This window comes from Streptomyces angustmyceticus (genome assembly GCF_040701845.1).
GTDB lineage: Bacteria > Actinomycetota > Actinomycetes > Streptomycetales > Streptomycetaceae > Streptomyces > Streptomyces angustmyceticus_A.
This window is the reverse complement of record NZ_JBFBHQ010000015.1, coordinates 71,652-93,153: the sequence shown is the minus strand read 5'-3', so window position 1 is coordinate 93,153 and position 21,502 is coordinate 71,652. Positions and strand designations below refer to the sequence as shown.

Annotated in this window: 17 protein-coding genes; 14 read left to right on the top strand and 3 right to left on the bottom strand. The window is 73.6% G+C overall.

Features of this window, described 5'->3' with window-relative positions; genetic code table 11:
* The first annotated feature begins 157 nt into the window (after nt 1-157).
* The 3 genes from AB0411_RS26085 (at nt 158) to AB0411_RS26075 (ending at nt 2,747) form a co-directional block, all read left to right on the top strand.
* On the top strand, nt 158-898 hold the full coding sequence (locus AB0411_RS26085) for a response regulator transcription factor (RefSeq protein ID WP_366419706.1): 741 nt from the start codon (nt 158-160) through the stop codon (nt 896-898).
* 16 nt (nt 899-914) lie between these two features.
* Nucleotides 915-2,327, top strand: coding sequence for a sensor histidine kinase (locus AB0411_RS26080; RefSeq protein WP_366419705.1), 1,413 nt, complete (start codon nt 915-917; stop codon nt 2,325-2,327).
* A gap of 216 nt (nt 2,328-2,543) precedes the next feature.
* Complete coding sequence (locus AB0411_RS26075; protein WP_006602702.1) at nt 2,544-2,747, top strand: cold-shock protein; 204 nt, start codon at nt 2,544-2,546, stop codon at nt 2,745-2,747.
* Nucleotides 2,748-2,886: 139 nt separating this feature from the next.
* Here the strand turns inward: AB0411_RS26075 and AB0411_RS26070 are convergent, their stop codons facing one another.
* Nucleotides 2,887-3,882, bottom strand: a complete 996-nt coding sequence (locus AB0411_RS26070) for a TAXI family TRAP transporter solute-binding subunit (protein WP_366419704.1) — start codon at nt 3,880-3,882, stop codon at nt 2,887-2,889.
* Between the two features lie 340 nt (nt 3,883-4,222).
* Here AB0411_RS26070 and AB0411_RS26065 point away from each other — a divergent pair, with 340 nt between their 5' ends.
* The 3 genes from AB0411_RS26065 to AB0411_RS26055 all read left to right on the top strand — a co-directional run bounded on the left by AB0411_RS26065 (nt 4,223) and on the right by AB0411_RS26055 (nt 7,167).
* Nucleotides 4,223-4,774: a DoxX family membrane protein gene (locus AB0411_RS26065; protein ID WP_437043371.1), complete on the top strand. Its 552-nt coding sequence runs from the start codon at nt 4,223-4,225 to the stop codon at nt 4,772-4,774.
* A 97-nt stretch (nt 4,775-4,871) separates the two neighbouring features.
* On the top strand, nt 4,872-6,386 hold the full coding sequence (gene miaB, locus AB0411_RS26060; RefSeq protein WP_366419703.1) for a tRNA (N6-isopentenyl adenosine(37)-C2)-methylthiotransferase MiaB: 1,515 nt from the start codon (nt 4,872-4,874) through the stop codon (nt 6,384-6,386).
* Between the two features lie 70 nt (nt 6,387-6,456).
* A complete protein-coding gene (locus AB0411_RS26055) occupies nt 6,457-7,167 on the top strand; it encodes a class III extradiol dioxygenase subunit B-like domain-containing protein (RefSeq protein ID WP_366419702.1) in 711 nt (236 codons plus the stop codon).
* A gap of 83 nt (nt 7,168-7,250) precedes the next feature.
* Here the strand turns inward: AB0411_RS26055 and AB0411_RS26050 are convergent, their stop codons facing one another.
* On the bottom strand, nt 7,251-7,610 hold the full coding sequence (locus tag AB0411_RS26050) for a hypothetical protein (RefSeq protein WP_366419701.1): 360 nt from the start codon (nt 7,608-7,610) through the stop codon (nt 7,251-7,253).
* Nucleotides 7,611-7,792: 182 nt separating this feature from the next.
* Between AB0411_RS26050 and miaA the strand changes: the two genes are divergently transcribed.
* The 6 genes from miaA (at nt 7,793) to hflX (ending at nt 16,452) form a co-directional block, all read left to right on the top strand.
* Nucleotides 7,793-8,731 (top strand): tRNA (adenosine(37)-N6)-dimethylallyltransferase MiaA, encoded by a 939-nt coding sequence (miaA, locus tag AB0411_RS26045; protein ID WP_366419700.1) that lies wholly within the window; start codon nt 7,793-7,795, stop codon nt 8,729-8,731.
* Nucleotides 8,732-8,839: 108 nt separating this feature from the next.
* Complete coding sequence (locus AB0411_RS26040) at nt 8,840-9,367, top strand: hypothetical protein (RefSeq protein WP_366419699.1); 528 nt, start codon at nt 8,840-8,842, stop codon at nt 9,365-9,367.
* An 80-nt stretch (nt 9,368-9,447) separates the two neighbouring features.
* Nucleotides 9,448-10,323, top strand: a complete 876-nt coding sequence (gene dapF / locus AB0411_RS26035) for a diaminopimelate epimerase (RefSeq protein WP_366419698.1) — start codon at nt 9,448-9,450, stop codon at nt 10,321-10,323.
* 195 nt (nt 10,324-10,518) lie between these two features.
* Nucleotides 10,519-12,711 (top strand): RelA/SpoT family protein, encoded by a 2,193-nt coding sequence (locus AB0411_RS26030; protein WP_366419697.1) that lies wholly within the window; start codon nt 10,519-10,521, stop codon nt 12,709-12,711.
* 143 nt (nt 12,712-12,854) lie between these two features.
* Nucleotides 12,855-14,783 carry a M1 family metallopeptidase gene (locus AB0411_RS26025; protein ID WP_366419696.1) on the top strand — a complete coding sequence of 643 codons (1,929 nt, stop codon included), beginning with the start codon at nt 12,855-12,857 and terminating at the stop codon, nt 14,781-14,783.
* A gap of 181 nt (nt 14,784-14,964) precedes the next feature.
* Nucleotides 14,965-16,452 (top strand): GTPase HflX, encoded by a 1,488-nt coding sequence (hflX, locus tag AB0411_RS26020; RefSeq protein ID WP_086720015.1) that lies wholly within the window; start codon nt 14,965-14,967, stop codon nt 16,450-16,452.
* 118 nt (nt 16,453-16,570) lie between these two features.
* On the opposite strand, the gene AB0411_RS26015 is transcribed toward hflX, so the two are convergent.
* Nucleotides 16,571-17,761, bottom strand: a complete 1,191-nt coding sequence (locus tag AB0411_RS26015; RefSeq protein ID WP_366419695.1) for a trypsin-like serine peptidase — start codon at nt 17,759-17,761, stop codon at nt 16,571-16,573.
* Between the two features lie 281 nt (nt 17,762-18,042).
* On the opposite strand from AB0411_RS26015, the gene AB0411_RS26010 reads away from it, so the two are divergent.
* The gene (locus AB0411_RS26010; RefSeq protein WP_366419694.1) at nt 18,043-19,437 is read left to right on the top strand and encodes a diaminobutyrate--2-oxoglutarate transaminase family protein; all 1,395 of its coding nucleotides are present in this window, start codon (nt 18,043-18,045) and stop codon (nt 19,435-19,437) included.
* The gene (locus tag AB0411_RS26005) at nt 19,434-21,452 is read left to right on the top strand and encodes an IucA/IucC family protein (RefSeq protein WP_366419693.1); all 2,019 of its coding nucleotides are present in this window, start codon (nt 19,434-19,436) and stop codon (nt 21,450-21,452) included. Before AB0411_RS26010 ends, AB0411_RS26005 begins: the two co-directional genes overlap by 4 nt.
* Nucleotides 21,453-21,502: the final 50 nt, after the last annotated feature.

The window sequence follows — 21,502 nt, the reverse complement described above, 5'->3', positions numbered from 1 at the left end:
CAAGCGGGGTACCCGGAGGGCGACGACGGTCTGCCGCCGCCGGCGTACCGGCTGGGTAACGGATGGCGGCCGGGAGGTGACCTCCTCTTGACGTGCGTGCCTCGCATCACCGTAGATGCCCTGTGGCCTGTAGACACGCACCCGGAGAGGAGGCCCGATGAGGCTGTTGCTCGTCGAGGACGACGATCATGTCGCCGCGGCCCTGTCCGCGGTGCTCGCCAAGCACGGCCTCGCCGTCGTGCACGCGCGCAACGGCGAGGAGGCCCTCAAGGCGCTCCTGCCCGACCATGCGGAGCCGTTCGCCGTGGTGCTGCTCGACCTCGGGCTGCCCGACCAGGACGGCTTCGAGGTGTGCGGCCGGATCCGCAAGATCTGCGCCACCCCCGTCATCATGGTCACCGCGCGCTCCGACGTGCGCTCGCGCATCCACGGCCTCAACCTCGGCGCCGACGACTATGTCGTCAAGCCGTACGACACCGGTGAGCTGCTGGCCCGTATCCATGCGGTGAGCCGCCGCACCGCGCCCGGCGGTGCCGAACAGCCCGTCGAGGAGGGCGCCCCGGACGAGGCGCTGCGGCTGGGCGCGGTCACCGTAGAACTCCCCACCCGCCAGGTGTCCGTGGACGGCTTTGCGGTCCCGCTCACCCGCAAGGAGTTCGACCTGCTGGCACTGCTCGCCCAGCGCCCCGGAGTGGTCTTCCGCCGGGAGCAGATCATCAGCGAGGTGTGGCGCACGAGCTGGGAGGGCACCGGCCGGACCCTGGAGGTCCATGTCGCCTCGCTCCGCGCCAAACTGCGGATGCCCGCCCTGATCGAGACGGTCCGCGGCGTCGGCTACCGCCTGGTCGTCCCGGCCGCCGGCGCGGGGCCGCGGCTGCCCGCCTCCCCGGCTTCCTGAAGGCCGCCGCGACCACGTGCGCACCCGACTCCTGCCGCTGCTCATCGTCCTCATGGCCGGTGTGCTGCTCGCGCTGGGCATCCCGCTGGGCGTCATCACGGCCGGTGTGGAGCAGCAGCGGGTGGTCATCGACCGGATCGACGACGCCGCCCGTTTCGCCTCCCTCGCCCAGTTCGTCACCGCCCGGCCCGTCACGGAGGCCGACAAGACGCCGGAGGAGGACGAGCGGCGCGCCACCCTCCGTACCGAGCTCGCGCGCTACTACGACCTCTACGGCATACGTGCCGGCGTCTTCTACCGCGACCGCACCCCGATGGCCGCAGCCCCGGCCGGTATGCCGGTACCCCAGGACGGTGAGGCCGCCCAGGCCTTCAGCGAGGCGCTGGCCGGCCGGCGCAGCCACGACCCGCACCAGATCTGGCCCTGGGACGACACCGGCCGCATACCGGTCGCCTCCCCGGTGGTCCGCGACGGTGACGTGGTCGCCGTCGTCATGACCGATTCGCCCACCGCGCAGATGCGCTTCCGCGTCCTGCGCAGCTGGCTGCTGATCGCGTCCGGGGAGTGCGCGGCCATGCTCGTCGCCGTCGCCGCGGCCTTCCGCCTCACCGGCTGGGTGCTGCGGCCGGTACGGGTCCTGGACGCGGCCAGCCACGACATCGCCACCGGCCGGATGAACGCCCGCGTGGCGGCCACCGCGGGCCCGCCCGAACTGCGCCGGCTGGCCCGCTCGTTCAACGAGATGGCCGACAACGTCGAGGACGTCCTGGAACAGCAGCGCGCCTTCGTCGCCGACGCCTCCCACCAACTGCGCAACCCGCTGTCCGCGCTGCTGCTGCGCATCGAGCTGCTGGCCCTCGAACTCCCCGACGGCAACGAGGAGATCGCCTCGGTCCGCACCGAGGGCAAGCGGCTGGCCCGGGTCCTGGACGATCTGCTCGACCTCGCGCTCGCCGAGCACTCCGCCGCCGACCTCCAGCTCACCGACGTCGCGGCGCTGGCCGCCGAACGCGTCGACTCCTGGCGCCCGCTGGCCGACGACAAGGGTGTCCTCCTCACCTACGAGGGGCAGCCCGCCGTCACCGGCTGGGCCGACCCGGTCGCGCTGTCCAGCGCGCTGGACGCCGTCGTCGACAATGCCCTGAAGTTCACCCCGGAGGGCCGGCCGGTCACCGTCGGCGTCACGCCGGAGGGCGAGCGCGTCCATGTCACCGTCGCCGACCGCGGGCCCGGCCTCACCGACGACGAGCTCGCGCGGATCGGTGACCGCTTCTGGCGCAGCGGCCGCCACCAGAACGTCTCCGGCTCCGGGCTCGGCCTGTCGATCACCCGCGCCCTGCTCACCGCGGGCGGCGCCACCATCGCCTACGCCCCGCATCCGCCGCACGGGCTGAAGGTCACGGTCACCGTGCCGCGCTCCGAGCCGTGAGGGGCGGCGGGCGCGGCGTGCTGGGCTCTCCCTGGCACCTGTGTTAGCGTGAATGCTGTTGCAGTTGTGGTACCCATGATGAACTTTGTGTGCGCCCGGAGGCTGAAGCCCCGGGCGTTCCCTGTTTTCCGGACCTGTTCCGGTGTGGGGCAATCATCTCGGCGACAAGGAGGCCGCGCAGTGTGGTCTCCGGCTTGCCCCATGAAGGAGAAAAACATGGCTTCCGGCACCGTCAAGTGGTTCAACTCGGAAAAGGGCTTCGGCTTCATCGAGCAGGACGGCGGCGGCCCCGACGTCTTCGCCCACTACTCGAACATCGCCGCGCAGGGCTTCCGTGAGCTCCTCGAGGGCCAGAAGGTCACCTTCGACGTGACCCAGGGCCCGAAGGGCCCGCAGGCGGAGAACATCGTCGCCGCCTGACGCTCTTGCGTCCCGTGACCGGGGCCCGCACCGAATCGACCGGTGCGGGCCCCGGTCCGTTCGCGCACCCGGCCCGGGGCGCCCCGGGGCCTCCGGGGCAGCACCGCCGGCTCAGGACTGCCGGCCCACGGCTTCCAGATCACGGCTTCTGGGACACGTAGTACCGCCGGGCGCCCTCGTGCAGTTGCAGCGGGTCGGTGAACACCGCCGTCCGCAGATCCACCTTCTGTGCGGCGTGCACCTGCCGCCCTATCCAGTCCCGGCTGTCGATGACCGTACGGGTGATGCCCTGGGTCATCGCCGCGTCCTCGCGGTCCGTCGTGACCAGCAGATTCGCCACCGCGATCGTCTTCACCGCCTGGCCGTCCTGGGCCGCCGGGTAGGCGTCGGCGGGCATCACCGCCGCCCGGTAGTAGCGGGTGCGCTCGCCCTGCCGGTGCAGCGCCGGACTCAGGTCCCCGAGCGGGACCAGCCGCACCGGGAAATGCCGCGCCAGGCGCTGCACGGCGGTCGTCGGCAGCCCGCCGGACCAGAAGAAGGCATCCAGCTTGTGCTGCTCCAGCAGCTTCGGCATCCGGTCGATGCCGACCCGCACCGGCTCGATGTCCTTGTTGAAGTCCAGCCCCGCCGCCTCCAGCAGCCGCCGGGTGATCAGCTGGACGCCGGAGTCGTCGGTCCCCACCCCCACCCGCAGCCGCCGCAGGTCCTTCGTCGAGCGCACCGCGGACTTCTTCGGCACCACCAGCTGCACATAGTCGTCGTACAGCCGCGCACAGGCCCGGAGCCGGTCCGCGCCGGCCTCGCCCCTTATCTGGTACGTGGCGACCGCGTCCGCCGTCGCGATGGCGAACTCCGCGCGCCCGGAGACCAGTTGCCGCAGATTGTCGATGGAGCCCTCGCTGCGGGCCAGCCGCAGATCGATGTCCGGCAGGTCGTGGGCCAGATCCTGCTTGAGCAGCTCGCCGTAGCGTGCGTACACGCCGGTCGGCACGCCCGTCGCCAGGGTCAGCCGGCCACGGGGCGCGGGGTCGCCGTTCATCGCCAGCAGCCACCACAGCGCCAGCCCGAGGGCGACCAGAGCCGCGAGCGCCGCCTGGAAGGCCCGGCGGCCGGTGCGGGAGAGTGCTGTGACCATGGGCGGGATCCTGCCAGGACCGCGGCCGGAAAGGGAGGGGCACGGTCTTCCTGTGGAAAGTCCCGGGGCTCGCCTGTGGAAAAGGCGGGGCTCTCGCCGAGGGGTGCGCGGCCCGGGGCGGCCGTCCCGGTGCGGGGCCCGCCCTTTGCAGACGGCGCTCGGCGTAGCACGATCGGGAGTGGAGGGTTCTCCCCTCCGCTCGACGTCGCGGGGACCTGGCACGTCTCCCACAGCGCGCCGTCCGGCGCGCACCACACGCGATCCCCTCCACCATGAGCGCACCGGCGCCGCTGCCCGACACGCGGCCCCTCTGACGCGCCGGTGCGGGAAGCGAGCCCCCATGAAACCGCTGAAACCGCACACCGAGCCGCGGACGGAGGCCCGGGCCCGGCCCGACGCCCTCCGCTCACCCCCGCTCGGCGCCGACCTGGGCCTGCTCCTCCTGCGCCTGACCGTGGGACTGATCCTCGCCGGCCACGGCGCCCAGAAGCTCTTCGGGATCTTCGGCGGCCACGGCCTGGCCGCCACCGGCAAGGGCTTCGCGGCCCTCGGCTACCACCCCGGAGAGTTCTTCGCCTGCCTCGCCGGGGTCTCGGAACTCCTCGGCGGCCTCGGCCTGGCCGTGGGGCTGCTCACGCCGCTCGCCGCCGCCGCCCTCATCGGGGTGATGATCAACGCCATGGCCACCTCGGCGTCCCAGGGACTCTGGGCGATGTCCGGCGGCATCGAATATCCCCTGACCATCGCGGTCGTCGCGCTGGCCGTCGCGGCCACCGGACCCGGCCGCTTCGCTCTCGACCGCCCCTTCCGCTGGGGGCACGGCGGACTCGGCAGCGCGGCCTTCGCGCTGGTGGCGGGGGGTGTGGGCGCCGCCATCGTGCTGGCCCTGTGAGGCCGGCGGCCCGCGTACCGGCCCGCCCGGGGCCGGATCCCGCCCGAGGACTCCGGGGGCGGCGGGAGGTACTTCCGCTACCGCCTACCCTTGTGGCATGACCAGCAGCGACCGGAGCCAGGCAGTGGGCGTGAACAAGAGTTACGAGATCCGCACCTACGGGTGCCAGATGAACGTCCACGACTCCGAGCGGCTGTCGGGCCTGCTGGAAGAGGCCGGATACGTCCCCGAGCCCAAGGACGGCGAGGGCGCCGACGTCATCGTCTTCAACACCTGCGCGGTGCGAGAGAACGCCGACAACCGGCTCTACGGCAACCTCGGCCAGCTCGCCCCGAAGAAGGCCGCGCGGCCCGGCATGCAGATCGCCGTCGGCGGCTGCCTGGCCCAGAAGGACCGCGACACCATCGTCAAGAAGGCCCCCTGGGTCGACGTGGTCTTCGGGACGCACAACATCGGCAAGCTGCCGGTGCTGCTGGAGCGCGCCCGCATCCAGGAAGAGGCGCAGGTCGAGATCGCCGAGTCGCTGGAGGCGTTCCCCTCGACCCTGCCCACCCGGCGCGAGAGCGCGTACGCGGCCTGGGTCTCGATCTCGGTGGGCTGCAACAACACCTGTACGTTCTGCATCGTCCCCGCGCTGCGCGGCAAGGAGAAGGACCGCAGGACCGGCGACATCCTCGCCGAGATCGAGGCGCTGGTCGCCGAGGGCGTCAGCGAGATCACCCTGCTCGGCCAGAACGTCAATGCCTACGGCTCCGACATCGGCGACCGCGAGGCGTTCTCGAAGCTGCTGCGCGCCTGCGGGCGGATCGAGGGCCTGGAGCGGGTCCGCTTCACCTCCCCGCACCCCCGCGACTTCACCGACGACGTCATCGCCGCCATGGCCGAGACGCCCAACGTCATGCCGCAGCTCCACATGCCGCTGCAGTCCGGCTCGGACACCGTGCTCAAGGCGATGCGCCGCTCGTACCGCCAGGAGCGCTTCCTCGGCATCATCGAGAAGGTGCGCGCCGCCATGCCGGACGCCGCCATCTCCACGGACATCATCGTCGGCTTCCCCGGCGAGACCGAGGAGGACTTCGAGCAGACCCTGCACACGGTCCGCGAGTCCCGCTTCGCCCAGGCCTTCACCTTCCAGTACTCCAAGCGCCCCGGTACCCCGGCGGCCGACATGGAGGGGCAGATCCCCAAGGCCGTGGTCCAGGAGCGCTACGAGCGGCTGGTCGCCCTCCAGGAGGAGATCTCCTGGGAGGAGAACAAGAAGCAGGTCGGCCGCACCCTCGAAGTGATGGTCGCCGAGGGCGAGGGCCGCAAGGACGAGGCGACCCACCGCCTGTCCGGGCGGGCCCCCGACAACCGCCTGGTGCACTTCACGCGCCCCGAGGAGCCGGTCCGCCCCGGCGACATGGTGACCGTCGAGGTCACCTACGCCGCTCCGCACCACCTCCTGGCGGAGGGCCCGGCCAAGGCGGTCCGCCGTACCCGTGCCGGCGACGCCTGGGAGAAGCGCAACGCCGCCCCGGCGGAGAAGCCCCAGGGCGTGCTGCTGGGCCTGCCCACCATCGGCGCCCCGGCGCCGAGCCCGGCGCCCGCCGCCGGCTGCGGCTGCGACTGACCGGCCGCGCGCCGGGCGCCCCGCAGGGCGCCACGACCGGCCTCGCACCAGGGGCGTTACGCTGCGTGGCATGCTCGTAGCCGCCGCTGTCTGCCCCTGCCCGCCGCTCCTCGTCCCGGAGGTGGCCGCCGGGGCGGCTCCCGAACTCGACGCGCTGCGCGCCGTCTGCCTGGACGCGATCGGCGTGCTGGCCGCGGCCCGCCCCGACCGGCTGGTCGTCGTCGGCCCGGCCGACGAGGCCGGCCGGGGCGCGCACCCGCAGGGTGCCGCCGGCTCCTTCCGCGGTTTCGGGGTGGACCTGGAGGTGCGGCTGGGCGCGGCGAAGACCGCTCCGGAGCGGGAACTCCCGCCGTCGCTGGCGGTCGGCGCCTGGCTGCTGTCGCGTACCGACTGGGCAGACGCCCCCGTGGAGGCGCTGGGGGTCGCCGAGTCGCTGCCCCCCGACCGCGCGGCGGCGACGGGCCGGGAACTCGCGGCCTCGGCGCCCCGGGTGGCACTGCTGGTGATGGGCGACGGGAGCGCCTGCCGGACGGTGAAGGCGCCCGGCTACTTCGACGAGCGGGCCGAGGCCTTCGACGCCGCCGCGGCCCGTGCCCTGGGCGCCGCCGACACCGCGGCGCTGGCCGCGCTGGACGAGGAGCCGGCCGCGGCCCTCCTGGCGTCCGGACGGGCCTGCTGGCAGGTGCTGGCGGGCGCGGGCGAGGGCGCGGGCCTGAGCGGGCGGCTGCTGCGCGAGGAGGCCCCGTACGGCGTGGGCTACTTCGTGGCCGCCTGGTCGTAGCGCGGCACCGGGGGCCGGTACGCCGACGGCCGCGAGGCGCTCCGCCCCGCGGCCGTCGCACCGTCTCCGGCGGGCACGGCGGGCTACTGCCGTGCGCTCTCGCTGTCCGCGGCGGCCTCCGCCGACTGCTGCCGGGGGATCCCGGCGCTCTCGGGGGCCTTCTCCGCCGGTGCGCCGTCGCCGGCCGCCGTCTCCGCGGACGCCTCCGGCACGGCCGCCTCTGCTGCCGCCTCCACCGGGGGCGCGGCGTCGTCCTCGGCCCCCTCGGTCCCGCCGGAGCCCGTGGCTCCGTCCGGGGCCGTGGCCTCCCCGGCCTCGGCGGCCGTTGCGACGGCCGGCTGCGCCGGCTCCTCCGCCCCGGCCGTCACCGCCGCGGCGGCACCTTCCTCTTCCTCCGCCGACGCCGCCGCCCTGCGGCGGCGAAACCGCGAAAACACGCCCATGACTGCTCCTACGCTCTTCCTGTGGCGAGATCCCCTGCCGCCGGGAGCGGACCTTGGCGCCGCCCGCGGGCGCCGGTGGGACCCACCGGCCTCTCGGGACCTCGCAACAGGCAACGAACCCATCGGTTGCCCGTCACGTCGCTCGTTCGAGATGGGGGCGTGAGGTTTGCGAGACTGACGGGGTGAAAACCGTCGTTCCCGCTCCGCGGGTCATCGCCGTCGTCGGTCCCACCGCGGCCGGAAAGTCCGATCTGGGCGTCGCTCTCGCACAGCATGTGGGGGGCGAGGTCATCAACGCCGACTCCATGCAGCTCTACCGCGGCATGGACATCGGCACCGCCAAGCTCACGCCCGAGGAACGGCACGGTGTCCCGCACCGCCTCCTGGACATCTGGGACGTGACCCGCGCCGCCAACGTCGCCGAGTACCAGCGGCTGGCCCGCGCCGAGATCGACCGGCTGCTCGCCGAGGGCCGCACCCCGGTCCTCGTCGGCGGCTCCGGCCTGTACGTACGCGGCGCGATCGACTCCCTCGACTTCCCCGGCACCGACCCGGAGGTGCGCGCCCGCCTGGAGGCCGAACTCGCCGAACTGGGCAGCGGCCCCCTCCACGCCCGGCTGGCCGCCGCCGACCCCGAGGCCGGCCGCGCGATCCTGGCGAGCAACGGCCGCCGCATCGTGCGCGCCCTGGAGGTCATCGAGATCACCGGCCGCCCCTTCACCGCCAACCTCCCCGGTCACGAAGCGTTCTACGACACCCTGCAGATCGGCGTCGACGTCGCGCGCCCCGAACTCGACGAGCGGATCGCCCTGCGCGTCGACCGCATGTGGGAGACGGGCCTGGTCGACGAGGTGCGCCGGCTGGAGGGCGCGGGGCTGCGCGAGGGCCGTACGGCCTCCCGGGCGCTCGGCTACCAGCAGGTGCTGGCCCAGCTCGCGGGGGAGTGCACCGAGCAGGAAGCGCGCGACGAGACGGTGCGCGCCACCAAGCGCTTCGCACGCCGCCAGGACTCGTGGTTCCGACGGGACCCGCGGGTCCACTGGCTCAGCGGCGCCGCCGAGCACCGGGCCGAACTTCCCGCCCGGGCGCTGGCCCTGCTCGAACGACCGGTCACAGCCTGATCACGTCATGGCATCGGGACGCTCCGGCCGTCATCCGGGCCCCTGAGGGCGTGTCATCATCGACCTTCGATCGAGGCGTGCAGTCTGCAGTGGGGAGGGCGCGTGGCAATGGAGGCCGGCCCTCGCAACCGAGCGCAGCAACCGGACAACGGCGCTGACACGGCACCCCTGACGGACGACGGCCCGGGCCCCGACGACGGCCTGCCCGCCGACGGCCCCGTCCCCCTCACCGACCCGGACGCCCTGGACGACTCCGACGCCCCGGATTCCGGCACCGGCGGGCCCGGCGAGGGCGGCGGCGAGTCCTTCCGGGAACTCCGCCCGCCGCGCCGGCTGCGCCTGTGGCAGCTGGCGCCGATCGTCGCGCTCGCCGCGCTCGGCTCGCTGATGTTCGCCTTCCCCCTCGCCTTCGAGATCGGCGGCGGCGGTGCGGTGATCGCCATGCTCGGCCTGCTGCTGTGCTGCTGCGCCGCGGGCTGGGGCATGATGGCCGCCCGCCGCGTCGGCCACACCTGGCCCGGCCTCCCGGTGCCCGGCTCCGGCCGCCGTGCCGACTGGCGCGTGGTGCTGCTCTACGCAGTGGTGGTGGCGATCCCGGCCTCGCTGGCCATCCTGCGCGTGGCCCGGCTGCGCTGAACCGGACGGCGCCCCGCGCCCGACGGGCCCCGCCCGGCCCCGTGACGCCGAGGGCACCGGCGCCCCCGTACGATGCAGAGGTGACCAGCACGCAGCGCCTCGCCTTCCTCAAGGGCCACGGCACCGAGAACGACTTCGTGATCGTCCCCGACCCGGACGGCCGCCTCGACCTGCCCGCGACCGCCGTCGCCAGGATCTGCGACCGGCGGGCCGGAGTCGGCGGCGACGGCCTGCTGCGCGTCGTACGGTCCGCCGCGCACCCCGAGGCGCGCGCCCAGGCCGACGAGGCCGAGTGGTTCATGGACTACCGCAACGGCGACGGTTCGATCGCCGAGATGTGCGGCAACGGCGTCCGCGTCTTCGCGCGCTACCTGCTGCACGCCGGCCTGGTCGAGGCCGGTGACCTCGCCATCGCCACCCGCGCCGGCGTACGCCGCGTGCACGTCGCCAAGACCGGCGATGTCACGGTCTCGATGGGCAGCGCCGCGCTCTTCGAGGACGGCGTCGTCGTCACGGTCGACGGCCGCAGCTGGCCGGCCCGGAACGTGAACATGGGCAATCCGCACGCCGTCGTCTTCGTCGACGACCTCGCCCACGCCGGCGACCTGCGGGCCGTACCGCCGTTCAGCCCAGCCTCGGTTTATCCCGACGGCGTGAACATCGAGTTCGTCGCCGACCGCGGTCCGCGCCATGTGGCGATGCGGGTCCACGAGCGCGGCTCGGGCGAGACCCGTTCCTGCGGCACCGGCGCCTGCGCGGTCGCCGTCGCCACCGCCCGCAGGGACGGCGCGGCCCCCGCACGGACCGGCGCACCCGTCACCTACCGGGTCGACGTGCTCGGCGGCAGCCTCTCGATCACCGAGCTGCCCGACGGCACCGTCGAGATGACCGGCCCGGCCGAGATCGTCGCCGAGGGAACCTTCGACCCCGCCTGGCTGGCCGCCGTGCTCGCCTGACCCGCTCCCCGGCGCCCGGGGAGCGGGCCGCCCGCCCGCAACGGTCCCGGTCGGCAGATTCGCTCGAACGGGTGATCCGTATCACTGTGCGCGAGAGGTGGACAGCGCTGCGTGATGGGGTCGGTAGCATCAAGCACCGGCCCGGACGCCCGAACTGACGCGTCCCACCGCCGGTCGACGCTGCCGGAGGTGCCCATGAGCGCAGAGGCCACTAACCCTGGTAACCCTGGAGCAGCGGGCCGCAAGCGCGGCCGCCGCCGGCTGGAGCTCAGAGGGCTGCGCCGTATCGGCCGGGCCGCGCTGCTCGGCCCCGCCCCGCGCGACGGCCTCCCGCACGCCCTGGAGCACGTCGCCAAGGTGCACCGCGGCCACCACCCGGACGCCGACCTGAACACCCTCGCCAAGGCCTATCTGCTCGCCGAGTCCTCGCACCGCGGCCAACTCCGCAAGAGCGGCGAGCCGTACATCACCCACCCGCTCGCGGTGACCCTCATCCTCGCCGAACTCGGCGCGGAGACCACGACCTTGACCGCCTCACTGCTCCACGACACCGTCGAGGACACGGAAGTGACGCTGGATCAGGTCCGGGAGCGGTTCGGCGCCGAGGTCTGCTACCTGGTCGACGGCGTCACCAAACTGGAGAAGGTCGACTACGGCGCGGCCGCGGAGCCGGAGACCTTCCGCAAGATGCTGGTGGCGACCGGCAACGACGTCCGGGTGATGTCCATCAAGCTCGCCGACCGGCTGCACAACATGCGCACCCTCGGGGTGATGCGCCCCGAGAAGCAGGCCCGGATCGCCAAGGTGACCCGCGATGTGCTGATCCCGCTCGCCGAACGCCTCGGCGTCCAGGCGCTCAAGGCCGAGCTGGAGGACCTCGTCTTCGCGATCCTGCACCCCGAGGAGTACGCCACCACCCGGGCCCTGGTCATGGAGTACGCCACCCGGCCCGACCCGCTGACCGCGCTCGCGCAGCGGGTGCGCACGGTCCTCGACGAGGCGGGCATCGACGCCGAAGTCCTCGTCCGCCCCCGGCACTTCGTCTCCGTGCACCGGGTACGCCTCGCCCGCCGCGAGCTGACCGGCGCCGACCTCGGGCGGCTGCTGGTGCTGGTGGGGGAGGACGCCGACTGCTACGCCGTCCTCGGCGAGCTCCACACCTGCTTCACCCCGGTCGTCTCCGAGTTCAAGGACTTCATCGCGGCCCCCAAGTTCAACCTCTACCAGTCGCTGCACACCGCGATCACCGGCCCGTCCGGGGAGATCGCCGAGACGCTGATCCGCACCCACCAGATGCACCGGGTCGCCGAGGCCGGGGTGATCGCGCTGGGCAACCCCTACGCCCCCACGGACGGCGCGGACGCCCCCGAGGGCGAGCGGGCCGACCCGACCCGCCCCGGATGGCTCTCCCGGCTGCTGGAGTGGCAGCGCACCACCCCCGACCCCGACACGTTCTGGACCTCGCTGCGCGACGACCTCGCCCAGGACCGGGAGATCACCGTCTTCTGCGCCGACGCCCCGTCGGACGGCTCGTCCCCGGTCGCGGTCGGTGCCATCGGTCTGCCCGCCGGGGCGAGTTGCGTGGACGCCGCCTACGAACGGCACGGCGAGGCCGCGCACTGCTGTATCGGCGCCCGCGTCAACGGGCGGCTCGCCACGCTCGCCACCGTCCTGCACGACGGCGACAGCCTGCAGCTGCTGATGGCCCCCGACTCCGCGGCCGGCCCCTCGCCCGAATGGCTCGACCACGTCCGTACCCCCGCCGCCCGGCTCGCCATCGCCCGCTGGCTGGCCGGGCCCCAGGAGCCCGGCGCCCGCCCGGCGAGCGCCGGTGAGGGGCCCGCCGCGACGCCCCCCGCCGACCGCCCGGCCGCGGACGACGACCGGCCCGGAGCGGACCCGGTCGCGGCGTCGGTGCTCGTGGTGGCGGACCTGCCCGGTGCCGCGGTGCGGCTGGCCGGCTGCTGCACCCCGGTGCCGCCGGACACCGTCACCGGATTCGCCGTACGGGGCGGCACGGTCACGGTCCACCGCGCCCTGTGCCCGGCTGTGGCGCGCATGGCGGCCACCGGCCGGCAGCCGGTCGGAGTGCGCTGGCGGGGCGCGGACCAGGGGGGCCACGGCTGCCGGGTCACCCTCCTGGCAGAGGCCTTCAGCCGGCCGCACCTCCTGGCCGACCTCACCGAGGCCATCGCCTCCCAGGGCGCCGCCGTGGTGTCCGCCGCCGTCGAACCCCCGCACGAACAGCGGGTCCGCCACACCTACACCCTGCACCTGCCGAACGCCGCCGGGCTGCCGTCCCTGATGCGGGCCATGCGTCAAGTGCCCGGTGTCTTCGACGTGTTGCGCGCCGGGCGCACCCGGCAGGCCGCGGCCTTGCGCCCCTAACGGCCGCGGGGGCCCGCCGGGTGACGGTCCGTCGGAGAACGCTCCGCCCGGCGGCGTAAGACGGACGCACGATCCGCCGCCCGTTCGGGTGCCGTTTGCCCGGTCACCCGCGGGGGAGGGGGCCGCGTTGGTAGCGGTAGTGCATGCCCCTTCCCCTGCGCCGCCCGTCCCGCGACCCCGGTCGCCCCGTTCCCGTCCGCGCCCTGCCCCGCGGCCCGAGCGGGCGACTGCGTGGGACCGGCCGGCGGGCCGCCGCCCTCGGGCTGGCCGTGCTCGCCACCCTCGGCATGGCCGAACCGCCCGCCAGGGGGCCGCAAGGCCTCGGCGACCGGCTCTTCCCGATGCTCGGCAACACCGGCTACGACGCCCTGTCCTACGACGTCTCCCTGGACTACTCCGGCCACAACGACCGGCCGATGAACGCCCTCACCGAGATCACCGTCCGCGCCACCACCGAGCTCGACCACGTCAACCTCGACTTCGCCCGCGGGACCGTACGCTCCGTCAAAATCGGCGGCCTGCCCGCCGCTCACGAGCAGCACGGCGAGGATCTCGTGCTCACCCCGGCCTTCCACGTCTCCCGGGGCCAGGAGGTGAAGATCTCCATTGCGCACACCAGCGACCCCCGCGCCAGGGGCGACGGCGGCTGGCTCCGCACCGCCGACGGCCTGGCGATGGCCAACCAGGCCGACGCCGCACACCGCGTCTTCCCCTGCAACGACCACCCCTCCGACAAGGCGCTCTTCACCTTCCGCATCACCGCGCCGCAGGAGCTGACCGCCGTCGCCAACGGGCTGCCGATGAGCCCCGGCGTCCGCGCGGGGCGCCGCACCTGGACCTACCGCACCACCCACCCCATGGCCACCGAGCTGGCGCAGGTCTCCATCGGGAGGTCCAGCGTGGTGCTGCGCCACGGGCCGCACGGCCTGCCGCTGCGCGACGTCGTACCGACCGCGCACCGCGCCGCCCTCGCGCACTGGCTGGCGAAGACCCCGGCCCAGATGTCCTGGATGGAGCGCAAGGTCGGCCCGTTCCCCTTCGAGGCGTACGGCGTGCTGATCGCCAACGCCAGGACCGGCTTCGAGCTGGAGACCCAGACCCTGTCGCTCTTCGAGAAGGCGATGTTCACCACCGAGCAGCTGCCCGCCTGGTACGTGGAGTCGGTGATGGTGCACGAGCTGGCCCACCAGTGGTTCGGCGACAGCGTCAGCCCGCGCCGCTGGTCCGACGTCTGGCTCAACGAGGCCCATGCCACCTGGTACGAGTCCCTCTACGCCGAGGAGCGGGGCGGCCGCCGGGCCTCCATGGAAGCCCGGATGCGGCATGCGTACCAGGAGTCCGACGGCTGGCGGGCCGACGGCGGGCCGCCCGCCGCGCCCAAGGCCCCCCACGCGGGCCAGAAGATCGGGATCTTCCGCCCCGTCGTCTACGACGGCGGCGCGCTGGTCCTGTACGCCCTGCGGCAGAAGATCGGCCCCGCCGCCTTCGACCGCCTGGAACGCGCCTGGGTCGAGCGGCACCGCGACGGCGTGGCGGACACCTCCGACTTCGTCCAGCTGTCCTCCGAGGTCGCCGGGCAGGACCTCACCCGCTTCTTCCAGGACTGGCTCTACGGCGAGCGGACCCCGCCGATGCCGGGCCACCCGGAGTGGCGGCCCAAGGAAGCCGCCGCAAAGCCGGGGCACCCCAAGGGCGCCGGAGTGGTCCACGGGCCGAAGGGGGTGGCCGTGAAGCCCGGACCGCACGGGGTGGTCACGAGCCCCGGCAACCCCGGACCGAAGGGCGCGGCGGTGAAGCCTGCGCCGAAGAGGGTGCACCCCGCGGCGAGGAGGGTGAACCCCGCGCCGAAGAGGGCGCCGGTGCACCCCGTGGCCAAGGGGGCCGTCGGGAAACCCGCTCCCAAGGGAGCACCGGTGAACCCGGCACCCCAGGGAGCGGCTGCGAAACCCGCTCCCAAGCCGGCGGCCGTGCACCCTGCGCCGAAGGGAGCGCCGGTGCACCCCGCGCCCAAGGCGGCAGCCGTGAAACCCGCTCCCCAGCGGGCCGTCGCACCGGCCGGAAAACCCGTGTGACGGCCTTCGCGGGGCGTGGGACCATCTAGGGGACGGCGCCGGCCGTCCCGGGAATCTCCGGGACGGCTCGGACGTTGACACCAGCGACGGCAGCGGCAGCTCCGCGGCGGTCGCCGCACGACCCACGGTCCCGGCGGGAACCCCAGCTCCCGCGAGGCCACCCGACGACGCAAAGGATCAAATGACCTCCTCTTCTTCCCTTCCGCAGGACCGGCAGCGCCTCCCCGAGAGCCTTCGGGCCAACGCCCTGATGGAAGAGGACGTCGCCTGGAGCCACGAGATCGACGGGGAGCGTGACGGCGACCAGTACGACCGTTCGGCCCGTGCCGCGCTGCGCCGTGTGGCGGGCCTGTCCACCGAGCTCGAGGACGTCACGGAGGTCGAGTACCGCCAGCTCCGTCTGGAGCGCGTGGTGCTCGTGGGCGTCTGGACCTCCGGCACGGTCCAGGAGGCCGAGAACTCCCTCGCCGAGCTCGCCGCCCTCGCCGAAACCGCCGGCGCCATGGTGCTCGACGGCGTCATCCAGCGCCGCGACAAACCCGACCCCGCCACGTACATCGGCTCCGGCAAGGCCCTGGAGCTGCGCGACATCGTGCTGGAGTCCGGGGCGGACACCGTGGTGTGCGACGGCGAGCTCTCCCCGGGCCAGCTGATCCACCTCGAGGACGTCGTCAAGGTCAAGGTGGTCGACCGGACCGCCCTGATCCTCGACATCTTCGCCCAGCACGCCAAGTCCCGGGAGGGCAAGGCGCAGGTCTCGCTGGCGCAGATGCAGTACATGCTCCCCAGGCTCCGCGGCTGGGGCCAGTCGCTGTCCCGGCAGATGGGTGGCGGTGGCTCCGGTTCGGCGGGCGGCGGTATGGCCACCCGTGGTCCCGGTGAGACCAAGATCGAGACGGACCGGCGGCGGATCCGCGAGAAGATGGCGAAGATGCGCCGGGAGATCGCGGAGATGAAGACCGGCCGGGACATCAAGCGCCAGGAGCGCCGGCGCCACAAGGTCCCCTCGGTCGCCATCGCCGGTTACACCAACGCCGGCAAGTCCTCCCTGCTCAACCGCCTCACCGGTGCCGGTGTGCTGGTGGAGAACGCGCTGTTCGCCACCCTGGACCCGACCGTCCGGCGGGCCGAGACGCCCAGCGGACGGCTCTACACCCTCGCCGACACCGTCGGCTTCGTCCGCCACCTCCCGCACCACCTCGTCGAGGCGTTCCGCTCCACGATGGAGGAGGTCGGCGAGTCCGATCTCATCCTGCACGTGGTCGACGGCTCGCATCCGGTGCCCGAGGAGCAGCTCGCCGCCGTACGCGAGGTCATCCGCGACGTGGGCGCGACGGACGTGCCCGAGATCGTGGTCGTCAACAAGGCCGACGCGGCCGATCCGCTGGTGCTGCAGCGACTGCTGCGCCAGGAGAAGCACGCCCTCGCGGTGTCGGCCCGGACCGGCCAGGGCATGGACGAACTGCTGGCCCTGCTGGACGAGGAGCTTCCCCGGCCGCGGGTCGAGATCGAGGTGCTGGTGCCGTACACCCACGGCGCCCTGGTCTCGCGGGCGCACGCCGAGGGCGAGGTCATCTCCGAGGAGCACACCGCGGACGGCACCGTCCTCAAGGCGCGGGTCCACGAGGAGCTGGCCGCCGAACTCCAGCGCTTCGTCCCCGCGGCGTAGCGGCCGCGCGGCACCGAACGGCACGAAGGCCCGCCTCCGGTTTCCCGGGGGCGGGCCTTCGTCATGCTCGTGTGCGCGGGGTGGGCGGCACCGTCCCGGCGCCGCCCGCCTCATGCGTCTACTGCTTGTTCGCCCACTTCTTGCTCATGGTGTCGAACATGCTCTTGGCCTCGGGGCCCAGGTGGGGGCCGGCGGACCAGCGGGCCGGACGCGGCCCCATCGACATGTTGGAGATCAGCACCGGCTTGCCGTCGGAGCCCTTCATGAACCAGGGGCCGCCGGAGGAGCCACCGGTCATGGTGCAGCCGATCCGGTACATGGTCGGCTTCTTGGCGTCCATCGACAGACGGGTCGGCTTGTCGGTGCACTGCTGCTGCGCCGCACCGTCGAACGGCGCCTCGGCCGGGTAGCCCTGCGCGGTCAGGCTCGGGATCTTGGCCATCGCGGGGGCGTTGAAGTCGACGTCGTACGCACCGCCGGCGACCTCCTCCAGCGACTTGCCGCCCGTGCTCTCCTCGGGCTTCACATGCATCAGCGCGAAGTCGTACGGCGCCATCGGCACACCGGGAACCGCGCCGCCGGCCTTGATCCACTGCTGGGACGTCGCCATGTCGTCCGCCCACCACTTGCCGGAGGGGACACGCTCCTCGTACGGCTTGCCCTTCAACTGGCCCTCGGTGCCGCCGGTCTTGTTGAAGTTCGGCACGAACATCATGTTGCGGTACCAACCGCCGTTCTTGCCGGCGTGCACACAGTGCGCCGCGGTCCACACGAGGTTGGACTTACCGGGGTGCGCCGGGTCCTTGACGACGGTGGCCGAGCAGCGCGACCCGCCCTCGGGGGTGCTGAACAGCAGCAGACCCACGCCGGGGGCGGTCGAGGTGTACGGGGTCTTGACGGCCTGGGCCGGGACGGCGGCGGGCTCGGGGTCGGTCTTCCCCTGGTCCTCGGAGATGTCCTCGGGCTTGCTGGGGTCCTGGGGCGGCTTGACCTTGTCGATCTTGTCCTTGTCCCAGAAGTCCTTGATGATCGGGTTGATGAACTCACCGGCTTCCCGGAGCCACTTGTCCCGGTTCCAGTTCTTCCACTCGCCGTTCTTCCACTTGTCCAGGTCGAAGCCGTGTTCCTTGAGCTTGTCCTGGATGTCCTGCGGAATCTGGAAGCCGCCCCCGCCCGTGGTGTCCTGGGCCGCGGACTGGCTGGGCTTCGCGTCCGCGTTGTCGCTCTCGGGCCCGCAGCCGGTGGCGGTGAGTGCCACGACGGCGGTGAGGGCGGCGGCGGCCAGGACTGGCCGACGTATGGATCGCATGGGTGAGCTCCCCCTGGTGAATCGACTGAGCCGGTGCGGCTTGTGCGGTGTTGCGCCGGTCTGTTCTTTGTCATGAACCTCAAGATCTCGGCGCAACACCCCACTATGCCGGTGACGATGGGGACGGCGGTACTCGGGTCCCCGGTTCCGGGCCATCAAGGATCTTGCCCACAGCCGTGATCCCGGGTCGCCGCCGTCGTTGGTACGTACGGGGGACGGCCCCGGGCTGCCCCCAGCCCGCGCGGCATTCAGCAGCTCACCAGCAGGAGGGCACAACTCCCGTGGCGTTGACCGAAACCGTGCCGGCGGCCGCGCCGCCGGCCCATGAGGGGATCCTGCGGCGGCAGTCCCTGCGCGAGTCCGCTGCCCGTACCTACGCGCGCTCGCTGCCCATCGTCCCGGTGCGCGCCCGCGGGCTGACGATCGAGGGCGCCGACGGCAGGCGCTACCTCGACTGCCTCTCCGGCGCCGGCACCCTGGCGCTCGGCCACAACCACCCGGTGGTCCTCGAAGCGATCCGGACGGTCCTCGACTCCGGCGCGCCGCTGCACGTCCTCGACCTGGCCACCCCCGTCAAGGACGCCTTCACCACCGAGCTCTTCGCCACCCTGCCGGGGGAGTTGGCCGAAAAGGGGCGCATCCAGTTCTGCGGCCCGGCCGGCACGGACGCCGTCGAGGCCGCCTTCAAACTCGTCCGCACCGCGACCGGCCGGGACGGCCTGATGGCCTTCTCCGGCGCCTACCACGGCATGACCGCGGAAGCGCTCGCCGCCTCCGGGGGAGCGCAGCACACCAGCGTGGTCCGGCTGCCCTACCCCTACGACTACCGCTGCCCCTTCCAGACCGGCGGCGAGCGCGGCGCCGAACTCGCCGCGCGCTGGACCCAGAGCCTCCTCGACGACCACAAGAGCGGGGTGTCCCATCCGGCCGGGATGATCCTGGAGCCGGTCCAGGGCGAGGGCGGCGTGATCCCCGCGCCGGACAGCTGGCTGCGGCGGATGCGGGAGATCACCGCCGCCCGGCAGATCCCGCTGATCGTCGACGAGGTACAGACCGGTGTCGGCCGCACCGGCGCCTTCTGGGCGGTGGACCACAGCGGCATCGTGCCCGATGTGCTCGTGCTGTCGAAGGCGATCGGCGGCAGCCTGCCGCTCGCCGTGATCGTCTACCGCGAGGAGCTCGACGCCTGGCAGCCCGGCGCGCACGCGGGCACCTTCCGCGGCAACCAGCTCGCCATGGCCGCCGGCGCGGCCACCCTCGCCTACGTCCGCGCCAACGGCCTCGACCGCCGTGCCGGAGAGCTCGGCGCCCGGATGCTCGACCGCCTCACCTCCCTCGCCGCCGCCCACGACTGCATCGGCGACGTACGCGGCCGCGGGCTCATGCTCGGCGTCGAACTCGTCGACCGCACCGCCGGCCCCGACGCCACCGGCGCCCGCCGGGCCGACCCCCAGCTCGCCGCCGCCGTCCAGCACGCCTGCCTGGACCGCGGCCTGATCGTCGAACTGGGCGGCAGGCACTCCGCCGTCGTCCGGCTGCTGCCGCCCCTCACCATCACCGACGAACAGGCGGACGCCATCCTCGACCGTCTCGCCGACGCCATCACGGCGGCGGTCCGCACCACCCCCGGGCCGACGGGCTCGTCCCCCACGACACTGCGAGGCACCACCCCATGAACGAACGCCCCGGCCCCGACGGCGGCCAGCCCGCCGAGCGCGTCCCCGCCCACCAGGGCGCGGGCACCATCGAGTCCGTCCCGCGCCAGCAGCGGCGCGCCCCCGGCGACACCTGCCACACCCACGAGACCCCGGACCCGGCCGTCCCCCACGGCGCCCCCGGCCCGTACGACTGCCTCCGGACGGGTGACCGAGACCCCCTCGACCACCCCGACCCCGCGGTCGCCGCCGACGCCGCGGGCATCGAGCATCTGCTGCGCTGCTGGATCCGGGAGAGCGGCACCCTCCGCCCGGCCGAGGGCGGGCTGCACCTCCCCCTGCGCGCCGCCGCGGGCGCCCTGCGCATCCCCGTCCGCTACTGGTCGCCCACGGGCTGGCACCGCCTGGGCGCTCCCACCCTCGACGGCGCCCCGCCCGGCGCCGCCCCGCTGGACGCCGTCACCCTCGCCGCGCTGCTGCGCCGGGAAGCCGCATACGGCGACCGCCGGGCCTCCGACGGTGGCGAACACCGGGTCGCCGACACCGACGAGCGACCGGCCCCGGACGACGCAGGGCAGCAGGCCCCGGACGGCGACGGTGCCGAACTCATCGGCCGGGTGGCCAACTCCGTGCGCAATGTCGCCGTCTTCCTCACCGACCGGCGCGCCCGGCCCGCCGACGACCACGGCGCCCTCTTCCTCGAAGCCGAACAGTCCCTTCTCCTCGGCCACCCGCTGCACCCCACCCCCAAGAGCCGCGAGGGCCTGTCCGACGCCGAGACCCGGGCCTATTCGCCCGAACTCCGCGGCGCCTTCCCGCTGCACTGGACGGCCGTGCACCGCTCCGTCCTGGCCGCCGACTCCGCCTGGACCGAACGCGGCAAGCCCGTACCGGCCGAGCAGCTGGCCAGGGAGCTCGCGGGGGACGGCCTGCGGCTCCCCGCCGGCACCGTGCCGCTGCCGCTGCACCCCTGGCAGGCCAGGGAACTCGCCGACCGCCCCGACGTCGCCGCCCTCCGCGAGGCCGGTCTGCTGCACGACCTCGGGGTCCACGGCCCGCGCTGGCACCCCACCTCCTCGGTCCGCACGGTCTACCGCCCCGACGCGGTCGCCATGCTGAAGCTCTCCCTCGGACTGCGCATCACCAACTCCCGCCGGGAGAACCTCCGCAAGGAACTGGCCCGCGGAGTGGAGGTGCACCGGCTGCTGCGCACCGGCCTCGCCGAGCAGTGGCAGACCGTCCACCCCGGCTTCGACATCGTGCGCGACCCCGCCTACCTCGCCGTCGACGGCCCCGACGGCGCTCCCGTCCAGGGCCTGGACGTCGTCATCCGCCACAACCCCTTCAGCACCACCGACGACGCCGTGTGCATCGCCGGCCTCACCTCCCTGCGGCCCTGGCCCGGCCGTTCGGGCGTGCGCTCCCGGCTCGGGGACCTCGTCGCCACGCTCGCCGCCCGCACCGGCCGCCCCTTGGAGGCGGTGGCCACCGAGTGGTTCCTGCGCTATCTGGAAGCGGTCGTGCGGCCCGTGCTGTGGCTCGACGGCACGGCCGGCGTCGTGCTCGAAGCCCACCAGCAGAACACCGTGGTGCTGCTGGACCCCGACGGCTGGCCGGTCGGCGGCCGCTATCGCGACAACCAGGGCTATTACTTCCGCACCTCCCGCCGCGCCGAACTGGAGCGGCGGCTGCCCGGTATCGGCGCGGACAGCGACAGCTTCGTCGCCGACGACGTCACCGACGAACGCTTCGCCTACTACCTCGGCATCAACAACGTCCTCGGCCTCATCGGCGCCTTCGGCTCCCAGCGCCTGGCCCGGGAGGAGATCCTCCTCGCCGCCTTCCGGCGGTTCCTCGCCGATGCCGCGGCGGCCCCCCGGGCGCACCGCTCGCCGCTCCCCGAGCAGTTGCTCGCCGCCCGCACGCTGCGCTGCAAGGCCAACCTGGCGACCCGGCTGCACGGCCTGGACGAACTCGTCGGCCCGGTCGAGACCCAGTCCGTGTACGTCACCCTCCCCAACCCCCTCGCCCCGTAGCCGCCCACCGCAGCCTCCGACAGCAGCCTTCCGCCCCCCGGCGCCGGCGC

What these genes read in the sequence shown, in the direction of transcription:
- AB0411_RS26025 (WP_366419696.1), top strand. Translation starts at nt 12,855, where the DNA reads ATGCCCCTTCCCCTGCGCCGCCCGTCCCGCGACCCCGGTCGCCCCGTT.
- AB0411_RS26085 (WP_366419706.1), top strand. Translation starts at nt 158, where the DNA reads ATGAGGCTGTTGCTCGTCGAGGACGACGATCATGTCGCCGCGGCCCTG.
- AB0411_RS26005 (WP_366419693.1), top strand. Translation starts at nt 19,434, where the DNA reads ATGAACGAACGCCCCGGCCCCGACGGCGGCCAGCCCGCCGAGCGCGTC.
- AB0411_RS26015 (WP_366419695.1), bottom strand. Translation starts at nt 17,761, where the DNA reads ATGCGATCCATACGTCGGCCAGTCCTGGCCGCCGCCGCCCTCACCGCC.
- AB0411_RS26070 (WP_366419704.1), bottom strand. Translation starts at nt 3,882, where the DNA reads ATGGTCACAGCACTCTCCCGCACCGGCCGCCGGGCCTTCCAGGCGGCG.
- AB0411_RS26055 (WP_366419702.1), top strand. Translation starts at nt 6,457, where the DNA reads ATGCTCGTAGCCGCCGCTGTCTGCCCCTGCCCGCCGCTCCTCGTCCCG.
- AB0411_RS26040 (WP_366419699.1), top strand. Translation starts at nt 8,840, where the DNA reads ATGGAGGCCGGCCCTCGCAACCGAGCGCAGCAACCGGACAACGGCGCT.
- AB0411_RS26075 (WP_006602702.1), top strand. Translation starts at nt 2,544, where the DNA reads ATGGCTTCCGGCACCGTCAAGTGGTTCAACTCGGAAAAGGGCTTCGGC.
- AB0411_RS26050 (WP_366419701.1), bottom strand. Translation starts at nt 7,610, where the DNA reads ATGGGCGTGTTTTCGCGGTTTCGCCGCCGCAGGGCGGCGGCGTCGGCG.
- AB0411_RS26030 (WP_366419697.1), top strand. Translation starts at nt 10,519, where the DNA reads ATGAGCGCAGAGGCCACTAACCCTGGTAACCCTGGAGCAGCGGGCCGC.
- AB0411_RS26065 (WP_437043371.1), top strand. Translation starts at nt 4,223, where the DNA reads ATGAAACCGCTGAAACCGCACACCGAGCCGCGGACGGAGGCCCGGGCC.
- hflX (WP_086720015.1), top strand. Translation starts at nt 14,965, where the DNA reads ATGACCTCCTCTTCTTCCCTTCCGCAGGACCGGCAGCGCCTCCCCGAG.
- miaB (WP_366419703.1), top strand. Translation starts at nt 4,872, where the DNA reads ATGACCAGCAGCGACCGGAGCCAGGCAGTGGGCGTGAACAAGAGTTAC.